Annotated in this window: 15 protein-coding genes, 3 tRNA genes, 1 rRNA gene and 1 pseudogene; 3 read left to right on the top strand and 17 right to left on the bottom strand. The window is 35.1% G+C overall.

Annotation, left to right across the window (positions count from 1 at the left end):
• Positions 1 to 191: 191 nt before the first annotated feature.
• The 13 genes and pseudogenes from murJ to znuA all read right to left on the bottom strand — a co-directional run bounded on the left by murJ (position 192) and on the right by znuA (position 17154).
• Positions 192 to 1730, bottom strand: a complete 1539-nt coding sequence (gene murJ, locus B6C84_RS08450; protein WP_086354391.1) for a murein biosynthesis integral membrane protein MurJ — start codon at positions 1728 to 1730, stop codon at positions 192 to 194.
• A 138-nt stretch (positions 1731 to 1868) separates the two neighbouring features.
• Entirely contained in the window at positions 1869 to 3224 is a 1356-nt protein-coding gene (locus B6C84_RS08445; RefSeq protein ID WP_086320039.1) for a citrate/2-methylcitrate synthase, read from the bottom strand.
• Between the two features lie 17 nt (positions 3225 to 3241).
• Positions 3242 to 4504, bottom strand: a complete 1263-nt coding sequence (gene icd, locus B6C84_RS08440) for an NADP-dependent isocitrate dehydrogenase (RefSeq protein WP_086320038.1) — start codon at positions 4502 to 4504, stop codon at positions 3242 to 3244.
• 21 nt (positions 4505 to 4525) lie between these two features.
• A complete protein-coding gene (locus B6C84_RS08435; RefSeq protein WP_086320037.1) occupies positions 4526 to 6790 on the bottom strand; it encodes an aconitate hydratase in 2265 nt (754 codons plus the stop codon).
• 525 nt (positions 6791 to 7315) lie between these two features.
• The gene (locus B6C84_RS08430) at positions 7316 to 8185 is read right to left on the bottom strand and encodes a TonB-dependent receptor (protein ID WP_086320036.1); all 870 of its coding nucleotides are present in this window, start codon (positions 8183 to 8185) and stop codon (positions 7316 to 7318) included.
• A gap of 53 nt (positions 8186 to 8238) precedes the next feature.
• Positions 8239 to 8314 (bottom strand) — tRNA-Lys (locus B6C84_RS08425).
• Between the two features lie 135 nt (positions 8315 to 8449).
• Positions 8450 to 9181 (bottom strand): tol-pal system protein YbgF, encoded by a 732-nt coding sequence (gene ybgF, locus B6C84_RS08420; protein WP_165754873.1) that lies wholly within the window; start codon positions 9179 to 9181, stop codon positions 8450 to 8452.
• A gap of 68 nt (positions 9182 to 9249) precedes the next feature.
• Positions 9250 to 9723: a peptidoglycan-associated lipoprotein Pal gene (gene pal / locus B6C84_RS08415; RefSeq protein ID WP_065614331.1), complete on the bottom strand. Its 474-nt coding sequence runs from the start codon at positions 9721 to 9723 to the stop codon at positions 9250 to 9252.
• A gap of 169 nt (positions 9724 to 9892) precedes the next feature.
• Positions 9893 to 11188, bottom strand: a complete 1296-nt coding sequence (tolB, locus tag B6C84_RS08410; protein ID WP_165754875.1) for a Tol-Pal system beta propeller repeat protein TolB — start codon at positions 11186 to 11188, stop codon at positions 9893 to 9895.
• A 394-nt stretch (positions 11189 to 11582) separates the two neighbouring features.
• Positions 11583 to 12392 carry a bifunctional DNA-formamidopyrimidine glycosylase/DNA-(apurinic or apyrimidinic site) lyase gene (gene mutM, locus B6C84_RS08405; RefSeq protein WP_086320033.1) on the bottom strand — a complete coding sequence of 270 codons (810 nt, stop codon included), beginning with the start codon at positions 12390 to 12392 and terminating at the stop codon, positions 11583 to 11585.
• A 13-nt stretch (positions 12393 to 12405) separates the two neighbouring features.
• Positions 12406 to 14700, bottom strand: a pseudogene (mrcB, locus tag B6C84_RS08400) (bifunctional glycosyl transferase/transpeptidase); the annotation flags it as partial.
• Positions 14701 to 14852: 152 nt separating this feature from the next.
• Complete coding sequence (gene mepM, locus B6C84_RS08395) at positions 14853 to 16187, bottom strand: murein DD-endopeptidase MepM (RefSeq protein WP_370527994.1); 1335 nt, start codon at positions 16185 to 16187, stop codon at positions 14853 to 14855.
• Positions 16188 to 16242: 55 nt separating this feature from the next.
• Positions 16243 to 17154, bottom strand: coding sequence for a zinc ABC transporter substrate-binding protein ZnuA (gene znuA / locus B6C84_RS08390; protein ID WP_086320042.1), 912 nt, complete (start codon positions 17152 to 17154; stop codon positions 16243 to 16245).
• A gap of 117 nt (positions 17155 to 17271) precedes the next feature.
• Here znuA and znuC point away from each other — a divergent pair, with 117 nt between their 5' ends.
• The 3 genes from znuC to B6C84_RS08375 all read left to right on the top strand — a co-directional run bounded on the left by znuC (position 17272) and on the right by B6C84_RS08375 (position 20490).
• On the top strand, positions 17272 to 18048 hold the full coding sequence (gene znuC, locus B6C84_RS08385) for a zinc ABC transporter ATP-binding protein ZnuC (RefSeq protein ID WP_086320030.1): 777 nt from the start codon (positions 17272 to 17274) through the stop codon (positions 18046 to 18048).
• Positions 18048 to 18848, top strand: coding sequence for a zinc ABC transporter permease subunit ZnuB (gene znuB, locus B6C84_RS08380; protein WP_065614326.1), 801 nt, complete (start codon positions 18048 to 18050; stop codon positions 18846 to 18848). The genes znuC and znuB overlap by 1 nt, the downstream gene beginning before the upstream one ends.
• Positions 18849 to 18966: 118 nt before the next feature.
• Positions 18967 to 20490 carry a YifB family Mg chelatase-like AAA ATPase gene (locus B6C84_RS08375; protein ID WP_065614325.1) on the top strand — a complete coding sequence of 508 codons (1524 nt, stop codon included), beginning with the start codon at positions 18967 to 18969 and terminating at the stop codon, positions 20488 to 20490.
• Between the two features lie 4 nt (positions 20491 to 20494).
• On the opposite strand, the gene B6C84_RS08370 is transcribed toward B6C84_RS08375, so the two are convergent.
• The 4 genes from B6C84_RS08370 to rrf form a co-directional block, all read right to left on the bottom strand.
• Positions 20495 to 20833: a MaoP family protein gene (locus tag B6C84_RS08370; RefSeq protein ID WP_086320029.1), complete on the bottom strand. Its 339-nt coding sequence runs from the start codon at positions 20831 to 20833 to the stop codon at positions 20495 to 20497.
• Positions 20834 to 20967: 134 nt separating this feature from the next.
• A tRNA-Trp gene (locus B6C84_RS08365) sits at positions 20968 to 21043 on the bottom strand.
• Positions 21044 to 21051: 8 nt separating this feature from the next.
• Positions 21052 to 21128 (bottom strand) — tRNA-Asp (locus B6C84_RS08360).
• 33 nt (positions 21129 to 21161) lie between these two features.
• A 5S ribosomal RNA gene (gene rrf, locus B6C84_RS08355) occupies positions 21162 to 21277 on the bottom strand.
• Positions 21278 to 21280: the final 3 nt, after the last annotated feature.

Genomic DNA, 21280 nt, shown 5'->3' with positions numbered 1-21280 from the left:
AAAAAAACGAATCTAATAAGCTAACGGAGTTAAGATAATCCCAAAATGATTCTTGTGAAAAACCTGTATCTGGTAGACAAGAGCAATAAAAGATAATCAATAAAAAACTCAGAAACAAATAAATTGTACTACCTATCATCGACAATTTAAAAAAAGATGCTTTCTCCATCTTACTTCCTTGTTATCTATATTTATTCAATCCGTTTAATAAAATGCTTTATTTTAAAACCCAATAAAGCCAGTGTTCCAAAATAGATAAAAATACCGATAATAACCAACAGTAATAACCGTCCTACTCTGGCTAACATTGAGCCAGTTGACCAATCGGGTAATAACTGTGCACCAAACCACAAAGTAAAAGACATCAATATAACAGCAATAATTACCTTGATTAAAAATCGGTACCAGCCCGGTTGAGGTTGATAGAGTTTCTTTTTACGAAGTTGCCAAAATAACAGCCCAGCATTAAAACATGCTGCCAGCCCAATTGATAATGAAAGTCCTGCATGTTGTAATGGCCCAATAAATGCCAAATTCATTAACTGAGTTAATATCAAAGTGACAATAGCTATTTTAACGGGTGTTTTAATATCTTGTCTGGAATAAAACGCAGGAGCCAATACTTTAATTAAAATCAGCCCGAGTAAACCAATTGAATACGCAATTAATGCACGTTGAGTCATTAACGTATCATTCAAAGTAAATTGCCCATACTCGAAAAGAGTTGATATTAATGGTTTTGAAATAACACCTAATGCTACGGTACTTGGCAAAGCTAATAAAAAGCAGAGACGAAGCCCCCAATCTAATAGCTCTGAATATTGTTTTTGGTCACCTTTGGCAAAACTTTTAGCTAAAGATGGCAATAAAATAGTACCTAGAGCCACACCGAGCACACCGGCTGGAAACTCCATAAGTCGGTCAGCATAATACATCCAAGAAACAGAACCTGAAATTAGGAATGAGGCAAAAATCGTATTTATAATCAGTGATATTTGTCCAACTGATACACCTAAAATAGCTGGCCCCATCTGTTTTAACACTCGCCAAACACCACTATCTTTAAAACTAATTCGAGGCAAAACTAACATGCCAATCTTTTTCAAATAAGGTAATTGGTAAAGTAGCTGTATAACACCACCCACAACAACTGAAACTGCTAAAGCAAGTACAGGCGGATTAAAATAAGGGGTTAAAAATAAAGTAAAAGCAATCATGCTAATATTTAGGAATGTTGGCACAAATGCTGGTACTGAAAAACGATTCCAGGTATTAAGTATGGCCCCCACTAATGATGCGAGTGAAATAAAAAAGATATAGGGAAATGTTATTCTCAACATCACAGTAGCAAGCTCAAACTTTTCAGTTGAATCTTGCATAAATCCGGGGGCAGTTAACATTATAATAAAAGGTGCAGTTATAACACCAATCAAGGTAACAATAGCCAATACTAGCGTTAGTAGCCCAGCGACATAAGCTACAAAAGTACGTGAAGCCTCAATGCCTTGTTGATTTTTATATTCAGCTAAAATCGGTACAAACGCCTGTGAAAACGCACCTTCGGCAAAAATACGACGAAGCAAATTTGGTAATTTGAAAGCAACAAAAAAGGCATCAGTTGCCATCCCCGCACCAAAAAAGCGGGCAATAATCGCATCACGAACAAAGCCTAAAACTCGTGAAACCATTGTCATTGAGCTAACTGTAGCTAAAGATTTTAAAAGATTCATATATAATTTATGTACAAAGTACATAGCCAAAAACGATTAATTAGGCATAGTCTACAAACTATTGTTCTAAATCACCACGATTTTTTAATAAGCAATATTTTTAGCAGCTACCGTCAGGAAATACTGACGGTAAATAAACTAACGATCTTTTAAAGGAGTAAATGACATAAGTTGGCCAATATTTTTATAGGCCGGACGGATAATTCGACGATCATCAAAATTGAGTTCTTCAATGCGATGAGCACACCAACCAACAATTCGCGACATAGCAAATAGAGGAGTATAAACTTCTTTAGGTAAACCAATCATGTCGTAAACAAACCCAGAGTAAAAATCAACATTGGCACAAACTTGTTTTTTGGTTCGGGCATTTTTACGATTCACCACCGCATGAATAGCTCGTTCTTCTAATAAATTTAAGAAGTTATACTCTTTTTCACGGCCTTTTTCTTGAGCGAGTTTATATGCCATCTCTTTTAGTAACATTGCCCGTGGATCTGATACCGTATAAACAGCATGACCAATACCATAAATTAGCCCTTTTTGATCAAAGACCTCTTTATTTAAAATACGTTGTAAATAAGCATCAATTTCATTCACGTCAGTCCAATTTTTAATCTCTTCAGCAAGATGTTTAAGCATTTTTCCGACTTGTAAATTTGCTCCGCCATGTAATGGGCCTTTCAATGAACCAATCCCAGCGGCAATCGATGAGTAAGTATCAGTACCCGTTGAGCTCGTTACTCGAACAGTAAAAGTTGAGTTATTCCCACCACCATGCTCGGCATGAATTATCATGGCTAAATCAAGCACTCTTACATCTAACTCTGTATATCCTCCTGACCCTTTCATCATATAAAGAAAATTTTCCGCAATTGAAAAATCCTCATGAGGATGGCGAATATGTAAGGATTTACCTTTAGCGCTATGACTTAACATATTATAAGCATACGCAATAATAGCTGGAAATTTAGCAATCAGATCTATGGATTGACGCATTAAATTATCACGTGAGGTATCGTCAGGCTCAGGATCATAAGTGTACATTTCAAGAACAGTTCTAGCCAAAATGTTCATTACATCGTGCCCTTCAAGCTCCATAATTGCAATCTTGGTTTGCTTTTCTAATGCCATTGATTCACAAAGTAAACGTGAGAAATCACGTAATTCTTCTTTATCGGGCAAAGAACCAGATAAGAGTAAATAAATAGTCTCTTCGAAACCTGTACGTTGTTCTTTTTGTGCATTATGTACTAATTCTTCAATATCGATACCACGATACAATAATTTACCCGCAATGGGTTTCAATGAACCATCATCTAAGCGTTCATAACCTAATACATCACCAATTTTGGTTAACCCAACTAATACACCGGTATGGTCAGCATTACGTAATCCACGTTTTACATTAAATTGTTCGAATAGCTGAGATTCAATTTTACTGGTATTTTTAATGGTTTCCGATAATTTATAAACTAAGAACTTTTCTTTCATTAACCATCCCCTTTGAATTATAAATTATCGATAACGGCTTGAGTAAATTGGGTTGTTGATAATGGTTGCCCATTTTGCATAAAGCGCGCTAAATCTGCAGTTGCTTTGCCTGATTGAAATAAGCTTTCCATTGCATTAGTAATTAGTTGCCCAACTTCATGCCATCCTAAATATTCAAACATCATCACGCCAGATAATAAAAGTGATGATGGATTGGCCTGATTTTGGCCAGCAATATCAGGAGCGGTACCATGAGTCGCTTCGAATATAGCATGTCCGGTTAAATAATTAATATTGGCGCCCGGTGCAATTCCAATACCCCCAACCATTGCAGCCAGCTGATCAGAAACATAATCACCATTAAGGTTTAATGTCGCAACAACCGAATAATCCTCGGGTTTTAACAAGGTATTTTGTAAAAATGCATCACAAATCACATCTTTTATAATTAATTTACCGGCTGATTTCGCAGCTTGTAATGCTTGTTCAGCTGCTGCCTTACCTTCGGCTTTTTGAATTTTGGCATATTGATTCATGGTGAACACTACGTCAGTAAATTCTCTTTCCGCAAGTTCATAACCCCATTGCTTAAATCCACCTTCTGTGAATTTCATAATATTACCTTTATGAACTAATGTAACCGATGGTAATTTATGTTGTAATGCATAGTTAATTGCTGCTCGGATTAAACGTTCAGATCCCTCAATAGAGACAGGTTTAACCCCGAAAGCCGAAGTATTAGGAAAACGGACTTTGGTCACTTTCATCTGGTCAGCTAAAAAATGATAAAACTTTTCAGCTTCAGCTGTACCTTGTTGCCATTCAATCCCGGCATAAATGTCTTCAGTATTTTCACGAAAAATAGTCATACTGACTTTTTCTGGGTGCTTTAACGGTGATTCAACACCTTTAAACCAACGCACTGGACGCAAACAGACATAAAGATCTAACTCTTGACGCAAAGCAACATTGAGTGAGCGGATCCCACCGCCAACAGGTGTCATTAATGGTCCTTTAATACCGATAAGATAATGTTTGAAGGCATCCATAGTCTCTTGCGGTAACCATGATCCATTTGCATTAAACGACTTTTTACCAGCAAGTACCTCTTTCCATTGAACACTACGTTTGCCTTGATAAGCCTTTTCAACTGCTTTATCAAAAATGGTTTGAGCAGCATGCCAAATCTCTTTGCCAACACCATCGCCTTCAATAAAAGGAATCGTTGGATGATTTGGAACGACTAATTGTCCATTTTCAATTGAAACTTGCTGATTCATATTGTCTCTTCCTCTTATTTCTTATTTAAATTCTTCTTTTAACTTATTCAATGCGCTACCCGCTTTGAACCACTCAATTTGTGCTTGATTATAAGTATGCGCTACTGCAAAAAAATCTTGACTACCATCACGATGATGAAGAGTTAATGTCAAATTTTTACCCGGTGCAAAATCGCAAAGTCCAGTAATGCTAATTTGATCATCTTCCCGAATCTTGTCATAGTCATCTTTGTTAACAAAGGTTAATGCAAGCATGCCTTGTTTTTTCAGATTAGTTTCATGAATACGCGCAAACGATTTAACCACAATTGCTTTAACATTTAAAAAGCGCGGCTCCATTGCGGCATGCTCCCTTGACGAACCTTCACCGTAATTCTCTTCAGCAACGACTATTGAGCCGACTCCTTGTGCTTTTAATTTACGAGCCAACGCAGGGACTTCAACATAATCGCCAGTTTGTGCATCCAACACACTGTTGGTTTTCTGGTTAAAAGCATTAACCGCACCAATTAACATATTATTGGAAATATTATCTAAATGACCACGAAATTTTAACCAGTTACCGGCCATTGAAATATGGTCAGTGGTACATTTACCGGTTGCTTTAATCAATAATGGTTGCGAAAGAATATCTTTACCATCCCAAGGTGAGAAAGGTAACAGCTGTTGCAACCGTTCTGAATTAGGTGCAATACGAACTTCAACTAAACTACCATCAGCCATCGGCTCAATATAACCGGCATCATCGACAGCAAATCCTTGTCTTGGTAACTCATCGCCGATGGGTTCAGGGAGTTTCACTTTTTCACCTTTATCATTGATGAGATTGTCGGTTAATGGATTAAAACTTAATTTACCAGCAATTGATAGCGCTACTACAATTTCTGGTGAACAAACAAATGCATAAGTGTTTGGGCTACCATCATTACGTTTAGCGAAATTACGATTGAACGAAGTAACAATCGAATTTTTGTGTTCATCGGCAACATCATCACGACGCCATTGCCCAATACAAGGCCCACATGCATTAGCCATAATAGCTGCACCAGCTTGTTCAAAACGACTTAAAATACCATCTCGTTTTGAAGTATATTTAACTTGCTCTGAACCAGGATTGATAATTAATTTGGCATTTACTTTCAAACCTAACTTATTGGCGTTATCAATCACTGAAGCTGCGCGCATCATATCTTCGTAAGAAGAGTTAGTGCATGATCCAATAAGTCCAACTTCCATATTATCAGGATAATCATGTTCCTTAACAGCAGAGGCAAGCTGGGAAATTGGATAAGCTAAGTCAGGTGTAAATGGACCATTTACATAAGGTTCTAACGTCGATAAGTTAATCTCGATAACTTGGTCGTAATAATTTTCAGGTTGTTCTAATACCGCTTTATCAGGATTGAAACAATCAGTTAACGTATTGGCTAAATCAACCACTTCTTGACGACCTGTCATACTCAAATAATCAGCAGATTTTTTACTATAAGGGAAGATTGAAGTCGTTGCTCCCACTTCTGCCCCCATATTACAAATTGTTGCTTTACCGGTGGCAGATAATGACTCAGTACCTTCACCAAAATATTCAATAATAGAATTAGTACCACCTTTAACTGTTAAGATACCGGCTAGTTTTAAAATGACATCTTTTGGTGATGCCCAACCCGATAATTTGCCAATCAATTTTACGCCAATAATTTTTGGCATTTTCAGTTCCCATGGCATACCAGCCATTACATCAACAGCATCAGCACCACCAACACCAATTGCAATCATGGATAAACCACCTGCATTAGGGGTATGTGAATCGGTACCAATCATCATGCCACCAGGAAAGGCATAATTCTCCAGTACCACTTGGTGAATGATACCTGCATCAGGTTTCCAAAATCCGATGCCATATTTATTCGAAACATCGCGTAAGAATTGATAAACTTCGTGGTTGTTACTTTCAGCTACAATCAGATCGTCATGGGCATTTTTATAAGCTTGGATAAGGTGATCACAGTGGACTGTTGATGGAACTGCAACTCGTTTACGGCCTGAATTCATTAACTGCAATAGTGCCATCTGCGCGGTTGCATCTTGCATCGCGACACGATCGGGGGAGAAATTTACATAATCTTCCCCTCGTTTATAAGCTTTAAGTTCCTCTCCTTCAGCCAGATGAGCATAGAGAATTTTTTCCGTCAATGTTAATGGTTTTCCAATTTTCTGGCGGATAACATCAATTTTTTGTGGATAACTTTGATAAATATCTTTTATTAAATCAATATCGAAAACCATAATGAAGCTCCCATTGCTGATATTATAATATCCTTTAAAGCTCTATTCACAAGCACAATAATTGAATATTTATTCTATTTTTTTGATTAATTATTCATATAATATAGCATTGTTTTTATTTTATGCAATCCTAACGTAATTGCTGATATCAATATTATTAGTAGTAATTAGTTTAGACTTGTTAACTAGTACAAATTCTATACTAGCGGAATATTAAATATTATGCACATTAAAGAAAATTCAAAATTAGCAAATTGTATAAGTAAAAATAATGTAAAAATTTTGAGGAGAGGGATTTTTAAGCCATAAAATAGCAAAATAAAGATGTTTTTTGATATTAATAAATGATTTTTTGCTACATCTAAATTTTATTTTGAGTTTGTTAACATTAACCTCATTATTCAAATTAGTTGCTCAGAATTATTTAATCAGTCGTTAAAAGATAAGAATAATTAAAAAAGGGAATACTATTCCCTCTTTAATGTATCAAAACCTAATTTAGCTCTGACAAATTCTTATTAACAATTATAATTTATAACTAGCAGTTAGTAAGAAAGCTCTAGGTGTTCCCGGCATACTACTTGATCGCCAATACTCTTTACCCAATAAATTAGTTACTGCTAAAGTTACATCAACAGATCGTGTTTGATAACCTACAGCCGCATTCCATGTTCCATAACCTGAACGCTTAACCAGATTTTTATCATCGTTATACATCGAGCCTTTATAATTAAATTCGACTTCGGTAAACCAATTTTCGTAAGGTAAATAACGAACACCAATATGACCACTATGTTTGGCTGTGTTAGATAAATACTTACCTTTATTATCAGGTGTTTTTTTATCTTTATGAACTTTAGCCTGTTGATAACCAACACCACTATTGATATACCAATTTTTACTCAATTGTCCTATTGCACTTAATTCTATACCTTGGCTTCGATCACTACCTCTAACCTGCCAATTATAAGGGTCATTGACGGCATCTGGTTGATAACGAACATTATACAGTTCAAGGTCATAGAGGGCGATTTGAGAAGATAGCTTATCATTAAACCAATCACTCTTAATCCCTACTTCATACTGGCGTGAATATTGAGGTTTGTCATCATAGACCGTCTTAGAATCAGTAGCAATAGTTATCATGCCTCGACCACCATAGGGTGCAAAATTTTTACTATAAGAAGCATAAAAACTTTGTGACTCTATCGGCTGCCAAATTAATCCTATCCGTGGACTTAAAGAGTGACCATCATAAGAACGACTTTGTTGATTTAATTTATTATCCGAAGCAAACTCATACTTATCATAACGTAATCCTGCTAGTAATTTCCATTGTTCAGTGAAACTGATGAGATCTTGCCAATATAATCCTTTAAACGCTAGCGTTCTCATCGCTTTATCTATTAATTTTATTTGAGTTGTTTTTTATATTGATGAAAAAGTGGTGGTGGGTCGTGAGCGATTCGAACGCTCGACAAACGGATTAAAAGTCCGCTGCTCTACCGACTGAGCTAACAACCCATTTTGATAAGATAATTCTTGTTAAATTACTTTGTGTTTCAAGCAATTTCGGGTTGCTATAATACTTAGAATTGTAAAAAGGCGCAACCCTTTTATTGCTATTTTTATTCGATAGCTGGTTATTTATACACTTTGTTACAGCGATGATAGCTTTTTATTTGCTTGCTCAACTGCATTTTTATCTTTAGCGTATTTATTTACCACTTGTTGAAAAACAGCTTTAGCATTCTTTTTATCACCTTTATCAAGTAAGATAACACCTACTTTATAAAGACTATCTGCAGCTTTTGGTGAAGAAGGAAAATCTTTTACTACTGTTGCATAATAGAATGAAGCATCATCTTTTTTACCTTTTTTATAGCAAAGTTGACCAAGCCAATAGTTAACATTTGCACGATAGTTGGTCTTTGGATAAGCTTTTAAGAAATTTTGGAAGGCAACAATAGCATTGTCACTTTGTTTGTCATCATTGATAAATTGCATGACAAAATTATAATCAGCTTTATCATCTCCCGATGTCGACCATCCAGATAGTTCTGAAGATGATTGTTCAGGACTCGCAACCGAATCAGAACTGTTTTCTTGTGATCCTGTATTGGAATTACTTGCGGAGAAACCTGTACCATTAGCCATTTCCTGCAAAATCATTTTTTGACGTTCAATAGTTTGATTAAGTTGGTGCCTTGTTTCTTCTAATTGGCCACGAAGTGTATCTAAATCAGATTGTAGATCACTAATTTTTTGTTGATTCTGAATGATTAACTGCCCTTGAGCTTGTATTGTTCTATCAACATCAGAACTACCAGCAGCACAACCATAACCAGCAAACAAAAGAAATAAGGACAATGTGATTATTTTTTTATACATATTATATAAACTCAACGTGAACATTGGAAATAAAAAACGGCTGATGATTCAGCCGTCATTAGATGGGATTAGTATCCAGCGTAAGTAACTACTGCACGACGGTTTTTAGCATAAGCTGCTTCGTTGTGACCTAATACTGCTGGTTTTTCTTTACCATAAGAAACGATTGATAATTGTTCACCAGAAACACCATTACCTTGTAGGTAAGATTTAACTGCTGATGCACGACGTTCACCTAAAGCGATATTATATTCTGGAGTACCACGCTCATCGGCATGACCTTCAATAACAACATTTAAGTTAGTTGAACGAATAAATACAGCATGTGCATTTAACAATGTTTCATATTCTGATTTAACATTGTATTTATCATAATCAAAATAAACAGTGTTAATTTGTTGTAGTTTTTGAAGTTGCTCTAAAGCTTCTTTTGATAAAGCACCGTTACCGCCTGCTTTACTGCTACTGTTTGATGAACATGCAGTTACAGCGATTAATGGTAAAGCAACCGCGGCTACTTTAAGAAATTTAGAAAATTGCATTGTATTAACTCCTTTGTTTTTAAATAAATTTTACTTATTTTTTTATACATCTAACCAACTTCAAAGTAACGCACGGTTACTAACTAGAAAGATTAGAAGTATATATTATAACGACCTTAACATTTACACAATTTTAATAATGTCATTATTGCCTAAAATTTAGCCGTTCTTATAAATAAGGTGACCAAGAAGGGAATTTCACTTGCCCATCCGTTGCTGGTAACCTTGCTTTAAAATTACCATCAGTAGAAACAAGATTTAAAATTGTACCCAAACCTTGTGAAGAACTGTAGATAATCATAGTGCCATTTGGAGCAATACTCGGTGTTTCATCTAAAAAAGTATCGGTTAATCTTTGATATGTATTAGTTTCTACATCATATCGAGTAATATGTTGCTCACCATTATTAGTAGAAATTACAGCAATAAACTTGCCGTCTGGAGATACACGAGCATTTTGATTTTGGGTATTATCCCAAGTTACCCTTTGCGATGCTCCACTACCAATATTAATTGAATAAAGTTGCGGACGTCCAGCCTGGTCAGAGGTATAAACTATGGTCTGATTATCTGGCATCCAAGAAGGTTCTGTATCATTGCTACGTCCTGATGTAACTTGGGTAATTTTTTTAGAACTCAAATTCATCATATATAAATTTAAACTGCCCCCTTTTGACAAAGCAAAAGCTAATTTACTACCATCAGGCGAAAATGCTGGTGCACCATTATGTTGAGGGAATGAAGCAATAGTTTCAATTGCACCACTATCTAAAGTCTTTAATACTAGAGCAGAACGGCCGCTTTCAAAAGTTACGTAAGCTAATTTTTTACCATCAGGAGACCATGTTGGCGACATTAATGGCTCTTTAGAACGATGTACTGTAATTTGATCATAACCATCATAATCTGATACACGCAATTCATGGGTATAAGGTCCTTTATTATTTTTTACCACATAAGCAATACGTGTTCTAAATGCACCTCTAATACCGGTTAATGCTTCAAAGATTTCATCACTTGCAGTATGAGAGGCATAACGTAACCAACGTTGCTCTATAGAGAATTGGTTTTCTGCTAATACTGAACCTGGTCGATCAACTGTATCAATTAGTTGATAAGTTATAAGATATTTCCCCGACACATCTGGTTGAATTGATCCTACTACAACAGCAGAAATACCCATATTACTCCAAACGCCAGGATTAACTTCTGATGCTGTAGTTGGTTTTTGTGGCATTGCTGCGACGTCAATAGGATTAAATTTACCACTATTACGTAAGTCAGATGCGACAATATTATCTACAAGTTGGGGAGGCTCTCCGCTACCAGTCCATTTAAATGGTACGACAGCAATTGGCTTGGCCGAACTGACGCCATCAGTAATTACAATCTTAACTTCAGCTGTAGCCATCATTGTTGATAATAAAACAAAACAAGCTATCAAAAAGCGAGAAGCAAATTTGATCATCTTAAATTCCTTAATCAAAGCGAAATACACTAGGTTAAAATAAACTTAACCCCATATAAAGAAAAGTATTTTAAAATTAAAACATTATAATTAATTTATAATAGATACTATGCTTTACAAAATATAGTTAATTTTACAGCGAGAAAGATAGCCGATATTGTGTAACAAGTCCATAGCCTTTTGAGTAAAAAAGATTTTTTAATTGATACTATTATATTCTTTTTGATTCCATAAATAAATTGTTTATTATCTATACTATTCCGAAATAAACTAAGTGAAAAGAGATTAATAAGTATTTTTATATGATTGATAACTAAAAAGAGTTGAATTTATATTACTATCAATAATTAAAACAATTGTTAGAAAAGAAAAATATAATTAAATTTATCTATTATTTTTGGCAGGTTTCACAATAAAATGTATTACGTTGTCCTATTCTATTAGACTTGATATTGGATTGACAAATTAAGCATTTCTCACCTTCTCGGCCATATACTTGAAGGTTCTGGACAAAATACCCCGGTTTACCATCAGATTGAACAAAATCTTTAAGTGTCGTTCCTCCTTGCTCTATAGATTTTGTAAGTACCAGCTTAATTGCTGTAACTAATCGTTCACATTCAACTAATGTTAAGCTACTAACTTTTCGATTTGGATTAATTTTTGCCAAAAACAATGATTCTGAAGCATAAATATTACCAACACCAACGACAATATGATTATCCATAATCCAACTTTTAATTGGTATTTTTCGATTGTTAGCTTTTTCAAATAAATAATTAGCTGAAAAGTTATCACTAAGTGGCTCTGGCCCCAAGTGCTTCAATTGAGTTAATTCTTCAATAGTGTGAGTCCATAGCCATGATCCAAAACGTCTTGGATCGGTATATCTTAATATCACTCCATTCGCTAATACTAAATCGACATGATCATGTTTAGCTGGTTCTTGGTATGATTCTAATATGCGTAAACTACCTGACATTCCCAAATGTATGACAATCCAATCATGTGTCAGTTGTAACAGTAGATATTTGGCACGCCTTTTAATATCTACTATAACTTGACCTTTAGCACCAGAAATAGCCGTATCAATAGGCCAACGAAGTTTTGAGTTTCGGACAATAATCTGCGCGATAGTTTGGCCTTTTAAATAAGGTAAAATACCTCGTCGACTCGTCTCAACTTCAGGTAATTCAGGCATATGATAACCTCATTTAATTATTTAACATGTCAGTCACCCAACTTGGTGCTTGTTGATTAGATACAGCCTGAGGACTAGCCGAACATAAACTTTGAGGATTGATTGTCCATGCAGGTAAACTACGTACACCACCACCATTACACTGCCATTGACCATTACTATCAATAGGTACCATAAATATATTTTGCGGTACGGGAAGTTGTAACCTTTTTGGTGGATTATTTTGTAAGTATTCACTATATATTTTTAAGGCACCCGTTGCACCCGTTAATTTCATCGGAGAATGATCATCAAGACCTATCCAAACTACCGCAACATTTTTACCATCAATTCCGGTAAACCAGCTATCACGAGAATCATTACTAGTCCCCGTTTTCGCGGCTAAATTAAATGATCCATATTTAGCTTTTAACGAGCGCGATGTTCCTGATTCAACTACTTGTTGCATAGCATAAGTCGTCAAATAAGCAGATTGTTGAGAAACCGCTTGAATTTGCTGTGGGTAATTTTGATAAACAAGTTCGCCCTTATCGGACAATACATATCTTAAAATTGTTAGTGGTGAGCGTTGACCATTATTGGAAATAGTTTGGAACATCTGTGCTGTTTCTAAAGGTGTTAACTCTAGTGCACCTAATAATCGTGATGGTAAATTCGGAATACGATCTTCTGGCACACCCAGTGCTTGTAAAGTATTTTTGGTTGCATCTAAACCTAATCCCATCCCTAAATTAACGGTAGGGACATTAAGCGAAAGGGCTAACGCATCAATTAACATCACTTTATCGCGAAACTTGCGGTCAAAATTCTTTGGTTGCCAATAAGTACCATTATCCAACTTTATTGATAATGGACTATCATCAAGCCAACTATTAAGCTGATAACGCCCCGGTTGGCCTAATGCTGTTAAGTAAGTTGATGGTTTTGCAAGTGAACCAATTGCTCGTCTTGTCAACCACGCGCGGTTATAACCAGGATAACGAGGTTCAGCACTACCAATAATTGCACGAATTTCACCAGTTTCACGACTGACAATGACCATTGCCGTTTGTAAATCTTTATTCGTCGATTTGCGTAAATTTTCGATTTCATTGGTTACGGATTGTTCAGCTGCAGCTTGAGCAACCGGATCAAAGGTGGTAAAAATTTTCATACCAGAAAGATGATCTGCTTTATCGCCTAACTGTTTTCTCAGCTCACTACGCACAACTTGCATAAATGCTGGTTGTGGAGATATTACTCCCCCTTTTGGTAAAACGGAAAGTGGACGCTGACTAAGTAAGTTGAATAACTCCTCATCAATAATCCCTTGCTGTTCAGCAAGCTTTAAGACAACATTACGACGTTCAATCACTTGTTGTGGTTGAGTCCAAGGATTATAGTATGAAGCACCTTTTACCATCCCCACTAATACAGCTTGTTGATCTAATGTCAATTCATTAACTGGGCGGCCAAAGTAATAAAGACTCGCTAATGGGAAACCATGTATCTCTTCACTACCAGCTTGCCCTAGATAAACCTCATTTAGATAAAGTTCTAAAATACGTTCTTTACTATAACGAGCATCTAAAATTATAGCCATATATGCTTCACGTATTTTACGGCTTAAGCTTCTTTCATTGGTCAAAAATAAGTTTTTAACCGTTTGTTGTGTTAATGTGCTACCACCTTCTGTTCGGCCAGTGGTCAAATTGACAAAAATAGCCCGTCCAATTGAGTATAAACTTACACCATGATGGTCATAAAAACGTTTATCTTCAGTTGCAATTAAGGTTTTTATTAACGAATCAGAAAACTCTTTTAACGGAACAAAAAGTCGTTGTTCACCGTTAGGTGAATGCATCATAGTTATTAATTTAGGATCAATTTTAAGTAAGCCAAAGTCACGGCCAGTATCTAAATTAGATATACGATCAATTCTATTATCATAAAAAGTTATTCTAACTCGAAAAGCTTGTTCTTCACCATCAGGAAAAGTAAATGGTCGTCGATAGATTTCAACAGCATCGTTTTGGACAATAAATTCACCAGGACGTGTTGCTTTACTATCTTGCTGACGATATTGTGCACCTTTTAACAAAGTAACAACATCACTAAGGCTATAATCACTATCAGGTTCAAGATCAACAATTTGACCATATACAGCAGCCGGTAATTCCCAGACATTACCATCGATCCGTTCTTTAATTTGTTGATCTAAATAAATCCCATAAACAACAGTTACTGCAACAAATATAAGAAATAACTTAAATAGCAACCACCAGATACGGCGCCACCATGATTTGTTATTTTTCTTCGAAGCTTTTTTAGTAGATGTTTTTTTCGTTGGTTTGTTCAAACTACACCCGATATTTATTTTAAATAAAATTACCTTATGATAGCACAACTTTTTACTGACGCATTGGCCTTCTTTCGAATAAGAATTTTTAGTTTAAATAATGGATTTGAAGACAAAATCAGTTAAAAGTTAAGTTTAGGTTTAATATTTTTAACTTTTTCAATAAATGCTTTTTTAGATTTACCAGTCAAACCTTCATTAATTGGCAAACTAGCAGTTAATGGATTAACCGGTTTGTTATTGATATGCAATTCAAAATGCAAATGAGGTCCTGTTGAACGTCCAGTATTACCGGACAACCCAATTTTATCGCCTTGCTTAACTTGTTGCCCTGGTTTTACTAAAATTTTATCCAGATGCATATAAGCTGTCATATATTGCCTACCGTGTCGAATAGCCACATAGTTACCAGCAGAACCACTATATTTAGCAATAACGACCTCACCATTACCAACTGATAAAACAGGTGTTCCCCGAGACACAGCAAAATCAACACCATTATGCGGAGTAACGATGCCTGTAACAGGATTTAAACGGCGAGGATTAAATCCTGATGATACGCGAGCTTGCTTCGCCAAAGGATAACGGAAAAAACTTTGCGACAAACTACTCGCATTAATATCATAGTATTTACCATCATCAGCCAAAATAGCGTAATAATCTTTAGTTCCATTTTTAATTCGAACACCAAGAAGTTTGCTTTTAGATAATCTTTTACCATGCATTTCACGTGACAAATATACGGCAAATTTATCTCCGACTTTTAAACGGCGAAAATCCAAGCGCCATTGCAAGGCTCGGGTAATAATACCGATTTCATTGCCAGTTAGACCGGCTTTACGTGCATCAGCAACAAAACTCGTTTTAAGATCTCCAGTAATGACAACATTTTCAGATGTACCTTCTATAGTTTCAGAACTCTCTATAAATTTATTGCCTGACTTTTCAAAAATTCGAACGTTATTACTTGATATTGTCCAATTGAAAGTTAATAAATTATGGTTGTCATCAGTTGTCCAACTCACTTGTTGCCCAATTCTTAAATTGGCGAGCTGTTTAAATTTACTGGTTAGTTGTGAAATATCATTTCGATTAACATTATAACGAACTAAAATATCGTGTAATGTATCTCCACGTGAAATGGTATATTGTACAGTGTTATCTTTTTCTTCAGCAATATCGTCTAATTCATCTTTAGCTATAGCATCTTCTGGAACATCGGACGATTCAGTGACGTTTTCTGATTTTGATTTATCACCAACCATATCTACTCGGCCATCACCAATAACAACTGATGATGTTGATGTATCTGTCACTGTGGTTTGCGCTTGTGAATTTAAAGGAACATACTCTGTACGATCTAAATTTAAAGGACGCCACAATATAGTTACTAAAATCACAGCAACAAGGACTCCCAATATTGAAAAATAAGGAATTTTCAAATTATTTTTTTCAATATCAGAGGATTTAATCTGCCGTACCAAAATTAACCTTAACTATCTATTATCTAAATTATTTTTCATCTAAACAATCCAACAGTTCTTGTGTCAATGCAAATAAAAAGTGTGAATATGAATCTTTTGTTATAGGGATACCTGTCCCTAATGGATTTAACTCACCAATTCGAACATCCGTACCATTCACTATCTTTTTAATTATTGCAGGGCTAAACTGTGGCTCTCTAAAAACACAGACCGCTTGGTGTTCAGCTAACTCTTTTTGAATTGCATAAACTTTTTGAACACCAGGTTGTACTGCTGGATTTATGGTAAAACTTCCTAGATTTTTTAATCCGAAATATGATTCAAAATAGCCATAAGCATCATGAAACACAAAATAGCCCCTATTTTGGACGTTAATTAGTTTTTTTGCAATGTTTTGTTCCGTTTCTGATAAATTTGTAATGAATTTGTCTAGATTTAAGTCAAGTATTGCCGCTTTATTGGGGTATAAATCAAGCAGCTTATCATGAATTGATTTAGCAATGATTTTAGCAATAGTAGGAGAAAGCCAAATATGTTCATCATATTCACCATGATGCTCATCATCTGCGTGCATATTATGATGCGTATCATCTTCATGGTTTATGCGAAGTAAGTTTTTAATTTCACCAACATCCATTAATTCTATTTGTTTCTGGTGATCAATATTTTTTAATACAGTTGGCATAAAAGTTTCCATCTCCTCACCAACCCAAATTATTAAGTCTGCATTTTTGATTTTAATTAAATCGGAAGGTTTCAATGAATAAGTGTGTGGTGAAGCACCATCCGGTAATAATATATCAGTATCTATTACACCTGATGCGATTGCTTCGGTAATAAATCCAATAGGTCTTACTGAAGAAATTATTGTCGCATTGGCATTAGCTATTAGCCCGAAAATAAATAAAAAAGCTAATAAAAAAAAACGGATAAACTTTATAGTACTATTAATAGAATTTTTCACTTTATCATCCAATATTTATAAAATATGATGGAATAAACCAGAATATTGTTATAATATAACATAACATATTGACCAGCAAGGACTAATAATATCATGACGCAATTAATGTCACTTGATAATGTTTCCATTGAAATAAATAACCAGAAAATATTATATGATATTTCATTAACGGTTAATTTAAATCAAATTATTACAATATTAGGACCAAATGGCGCTGGTAAATCAACACTTGTCAAAATTATCTTAGGTTTAATTCAACCAACCACTGGTACCATTAAACGTGCATCTGATTTAACTATTGGCTATGTTCCTCAATCCATAAACTTAAATCCGACTTTACCGATTACTGTAAAACGTTTTATGCAGTTAAATAAACAGTTAAGTCAAATAGATATTCATAAAACATTATCATTAGTTAAGGCTGAATATTTGATAAATCGATCCATGCATCAACTATCAGGTGGTGAACTTCAGCGAGTTCTTTTAGCACAAGCATTAGCCAAACGCCCAAAGTTACTCATTCTTGATGAACCGACCCAAGGCGTTGATGTTAATGGACAGGTACTGTTATATGATCTAATTATTAATGCAAAAAATGAGTTTAACTGTGGTGTATTAATGGTTTCACATGATCTACATCTAGTCATGGCAAAAACTGATGAGGTAATTTGTTTAAACCACCATATTTGTTGTTCAGGAACACCAGCAAGTGTTTCAAATGATCCTGAGTTTATTTCGCTTTTTGGACAACATGGTGCATCACAAATTGCTTTATATAAACATCATCACAATCATGATCATGATTTTTGCCAACATCAGCATCAACATAATCAAAAAATTATATTACCTGACCAACGAGGAAAAAAATAATGATAGAGTTACTGTTACCCTCTTTACTGGCAGGATTAAGCTTAACCTGTTTGACAGGACCTTTAGGCACATTTGTTGTTTGGCGAAGAATGTCCTATTTTGGTGATACTTTATCTCACGCTGCATTATTAGGGGTAGCTTTTGGTTTTCTTTTAAATATCAATCTATTTTATGCCATTATTTTAGTAACATTGATATTAGCTATTGGATTATTATGGTTAGAATCTCAAAAGCAACTTCCTGTTGATACCTTACTGGGTATTTTAGCGCATAGCGCTCTTTCATTGGGTTTAGTTGTAATAAGTTTAATGAATAATATACGTATTGATTTAATGGGCTATCTATTTGGTGATCTTTTATCTATAACAATGTTTGATGTTTACCAAATAGTCATTTGTGTAGTAACAATTGGATTATTGTTAATATGGCGGTGGAATCATTTTTTATTTATTACGGTTAGTGAAGAATTAGCATTTAGTCATGGAATTAATGTACCAATAACAAAATTTATTCTAACCATACTATTAGCATTAACGATAGGTATTGCTATGAAATTTGTTGGCGCTTTGATAATTACAGCACTGTTAATCATCCCAGCAGCTACTGCAAAATACTATGCTAAAAATCCTGAATCAATGGCAATCATTGCAATATTAATCGGTATGATCTCAATCATTGGTGGCATACTATTTTCATTATTTTATGACACCCCAACAGGTCCTTCTGTTGTATTAAGCAACACTTGTTTATTTTTTATATCACTATTTATTTCTAAATTCTTTATAAGAACAAAAAATTGAAGTAGTAACAAAATTAGGAAATTTTTTGCGAACGAACACGCATTTTTAGTCATAAATTTATGCACATTCTAGAATTATTAATAAAGTGCTAAAAATCTCAAATTAATGACGATAAATTATGTCACTCGCAATCATTTATACAAGAGCCTCTATTGGTATACAAGCACCTCAAATTAACGTCGAAGTACATATTAGTAATGGTTTACCTGGTTTTGTGCTTGTTGGCCTACCAGAAGCAACAGTAAAAGAATCCAAAGACCGTGTTAGAAGTGCTATTATTAATAGTGGTTTTACATTTCCAGCAAAGAAAATAACCGTTAATTTATCTCCTGCCGATCTTCCTAAAGAAGGAAGTCGGTTTGATTTACCTATAGCTATTGCTATTCTTGCAGCAACAGAACAGATACCAATGGATCACCTTGCTAAATATGAGTTTTTAGGTGAATTAGCTCTTTCGGGCGAAATTAAGGCAGTAAAAGGGGCGATTCCCGCTGCTTTGTCTTCTAAAAAAAATAATCGAACTCTAATTATTTCAGCAGAGAATCAATCTGAAATATCGTTAATTCATCAAAATCATACATTAATTACGCATAATTTACTGGAATTATGTCAATATTTATATAATGAAATTAACTTATCATCAGTCGAATATAGACAATATCAAGAAGAAAATAATCAACTCGCTAATCTACAAGATGTAATTGGACAAGAACATGCTAAAAGAGCATTAGAAATCGCTGCAGCTGGTGGACATAATCTATTATTGATAGGACCACCAGGAACAGGAAAAACAATGTTAGCAACACGATTAACGTCATTATTACCACCATTATCAGATGATGAAGCACTAGAAAGTGCAGCAATTGCAAGCCTAGTTAACTCAAATGGTTCAATAAAGAATTGGCGAACAAGGCCATTTAGATCACCACATCACAGTGCATCAGCTGCTGCACTAGTAGGAGGTGGATCAATTCCAAGACCAGGCGAAATCTCATTAGCACATAATGGGGTTTTATTTTTAGATGAATTACCAGAGTTTAACCGTAAAGTTTTAGATGCATTAAGAGAACCCATTGAGTCAGGTGAAATAGTTATTTCAAGGGCTAATGCAAAAATAAAATTTCCAGCAAAGTTTCAACTCATAGCAGCAATGAATCCAAGTCCCACAGGTCATTATCAAGGCACTCATAACAGAACAACACCACAACAAATAATACGTTACTTAAATAGGCTATCTGGGCCATTTTTAGATCGGTTTGATATTTCTATTGAAGTACCATTACTACCAAGAGGCACATTAAGTCAAAAGGCTACAGCAACAGAGCCAACTGAAATAGTAAAAAAAAGAGTTATTGATACAAGAAAGATTCAAATGACAAGAAATAACAAATTAAACAGTCAATTATCACCAAAAGAAATTCAAATACATTGCTTACTAAGTGATGAAGACAATAATTATTTGGAGCAGGCTTTAATCAAGTTAGGTCTCTCTGCTAGAGCGTGGCATCGGATATTAAAAGTATCACGAACTATTGCTGACTTAGACTGTTCAAAAAACATAGAACGAAAACATATTTCAGAAGCACTGAGTTATCGTTCTATGGATCGTTTATTAATTCAACTGCACAAAAATATTGGCTAAAGCATTAATCATCACTATCAACAAAATCATCACTTACATCAACTTGAGGTTTTCCTCCTGATAATGTGTGAAAACGTTTTGGCTTATTAATTTTAGAAAGGTACTTTATCCACGCTTTTTCATAATCAGTAGATGGCTCTTTTTTCCCTTTACAAACCGCAACAAAAGATTTTTCTTCTGGAGTAGCTGGCTTTTTAGCTTCTGTATCAAGATCTCTAAAAGCACAACCATATTTTTCTAAGATCTGAGCTTCTTTGATAGTAAAATCACCATGTCGAGAAAGTCCTCTTGGATAATTCTTGTTATCAAAAAAACGTTGTTGACTTACAAAACTCTCAGCCATGTTATATCCTCTAGATTATAAATATTGTTGGGCGGGAATTATAATTGACAAAGTAAATCTGTAAACAAAATTTTTTTATTTATGTAAAGAAATTTGAATAAGTGATTAAATTTAGAGCAAAATATCATTTTTTATGGCAGGGGCGGAGAGTCTCGAACTCCCAACACCCGGTTTTGGAGACCGGTGCTCTACCAATTGAACTACGCCCCTAGAAAAGGTGGCGGAACGGACGGGGCTCGAACCCGCGACCCCCTGCGTGACAGGCAGGTATTCTAACCAACTGAACTACCGCTCCACCGTATTTGGTATGTATATATAAAATTTAAAAGTCTGGCGGCACCCTACTCTCACATGGGTAATACCCACACTACCATCGGCACTACGGCGTTTCACTTCTGAGTTCGGCATGGGGTCAGGTGGGACCACCGCGCTATTACCGCCAGACAT

It is taken from the genome of Gilliamella apis (assembly GCF_002142155.1).
Taxonomy (GTDB): domain Bacteria; phylum Pseudomonadota; class Gammaproteobacteria; order Enterobacterales; family Orbaceae; genus Gilliamella; species Gilliamella apis.
The sequence above is the reverse complement of the archived record's forward strand: the minus strand, read 5'-3'. Positions and strand labels throughout refer to the sequence as shown.

What these genes read in the sequence shown, in the direction of transcription:
- murJ (WP_086354391.1), bottom strand. Translation starts at nt 1,730, where the DNA reads ATGAATCTTTTAAAATCTTTAGCTACAGTTAGCTCAATGACAATGGTT.
- B6C84_RS08445 (WP_086320039.1), bottom strand. Translation starts at nt 3,224, where the DNA reads ATGAAAGAAAAGTTCTTAGTTTATAAATTATCGGAAACCATTAAAAAT.
- icd (WP_086320038.1), bottom strand. Translation starts at nt 4,504, where the DNA reads ATGAATCAGCAAGTTTCAATTGAAAATGGACAATTAGTCGTTCCAAAT.
- B6C84_RS08435 (WP_086320037.1), bottom strand. Translation starts at nt 6,790, where the DNA reads ATGGTTTTCGATATTGATTTAATAAAAGATATTTATCAAAGTTATCCA.
- B6C84_RS08430 (WP_086320036.1), bottom strand. Translation starts at nt 8,185, where the DNA reads ATGAGAACGCTAGCGTTTAAAGGATTATATTGGCAAGATCTCATCAGT.
- ybgF (WP_165754873.1), bottom strand. Translation starts at nt 9,181, where the DNA reads ATGTATAAAAAAATAATCACATTGTCCTTATTTCTTTTGTTTGCTGGT.
- pal (WP_065614331.1), bottom strand. Translation starts at nt 9,723, where the DNA reads ATGCAATTTTCTAAATTTCTTAAAGTAGCCGCGGTTGCTTTACCATTA.
- mutM (WP_086320033.1), bottom strand. Translation starts at nt 12,392, where the DNA reads ATGCCTGAATTACCTGAAGTTGAGACGAGTCGACGAGGTATTTTACCT.
- znuC (WP_086320030.1), top strand. Translation starts at nt 17,272, where the DNA reads ATGACGCAATTAATGTCACTTGATAATGTTTCCATTGAAATAAATAAC.
- znuB (WP_065614326.1), top strand. Translation starts at nt 18,048, where the DNA reads ATGATAGAGTTACTGTTACCCTCTTTACTGGCAGGATTAAGCTTAACC.
- B6C84_RS08375 (WP_065614325.1), top strand. Translation starts at nt 18,967, where the DNA reads ATGTCACTCGCAATCATTTATACAAGAGCCTCTATTGGTATACAAGCA.
- B6C84_RS08370 (WP_086320029.1), bottom strand. Translation starts at nt 20,833, where the DNA reads ATGGCTGAGAGTTTTGTAAGTCAACAACGTTTTTTTGATAACAAGAAT.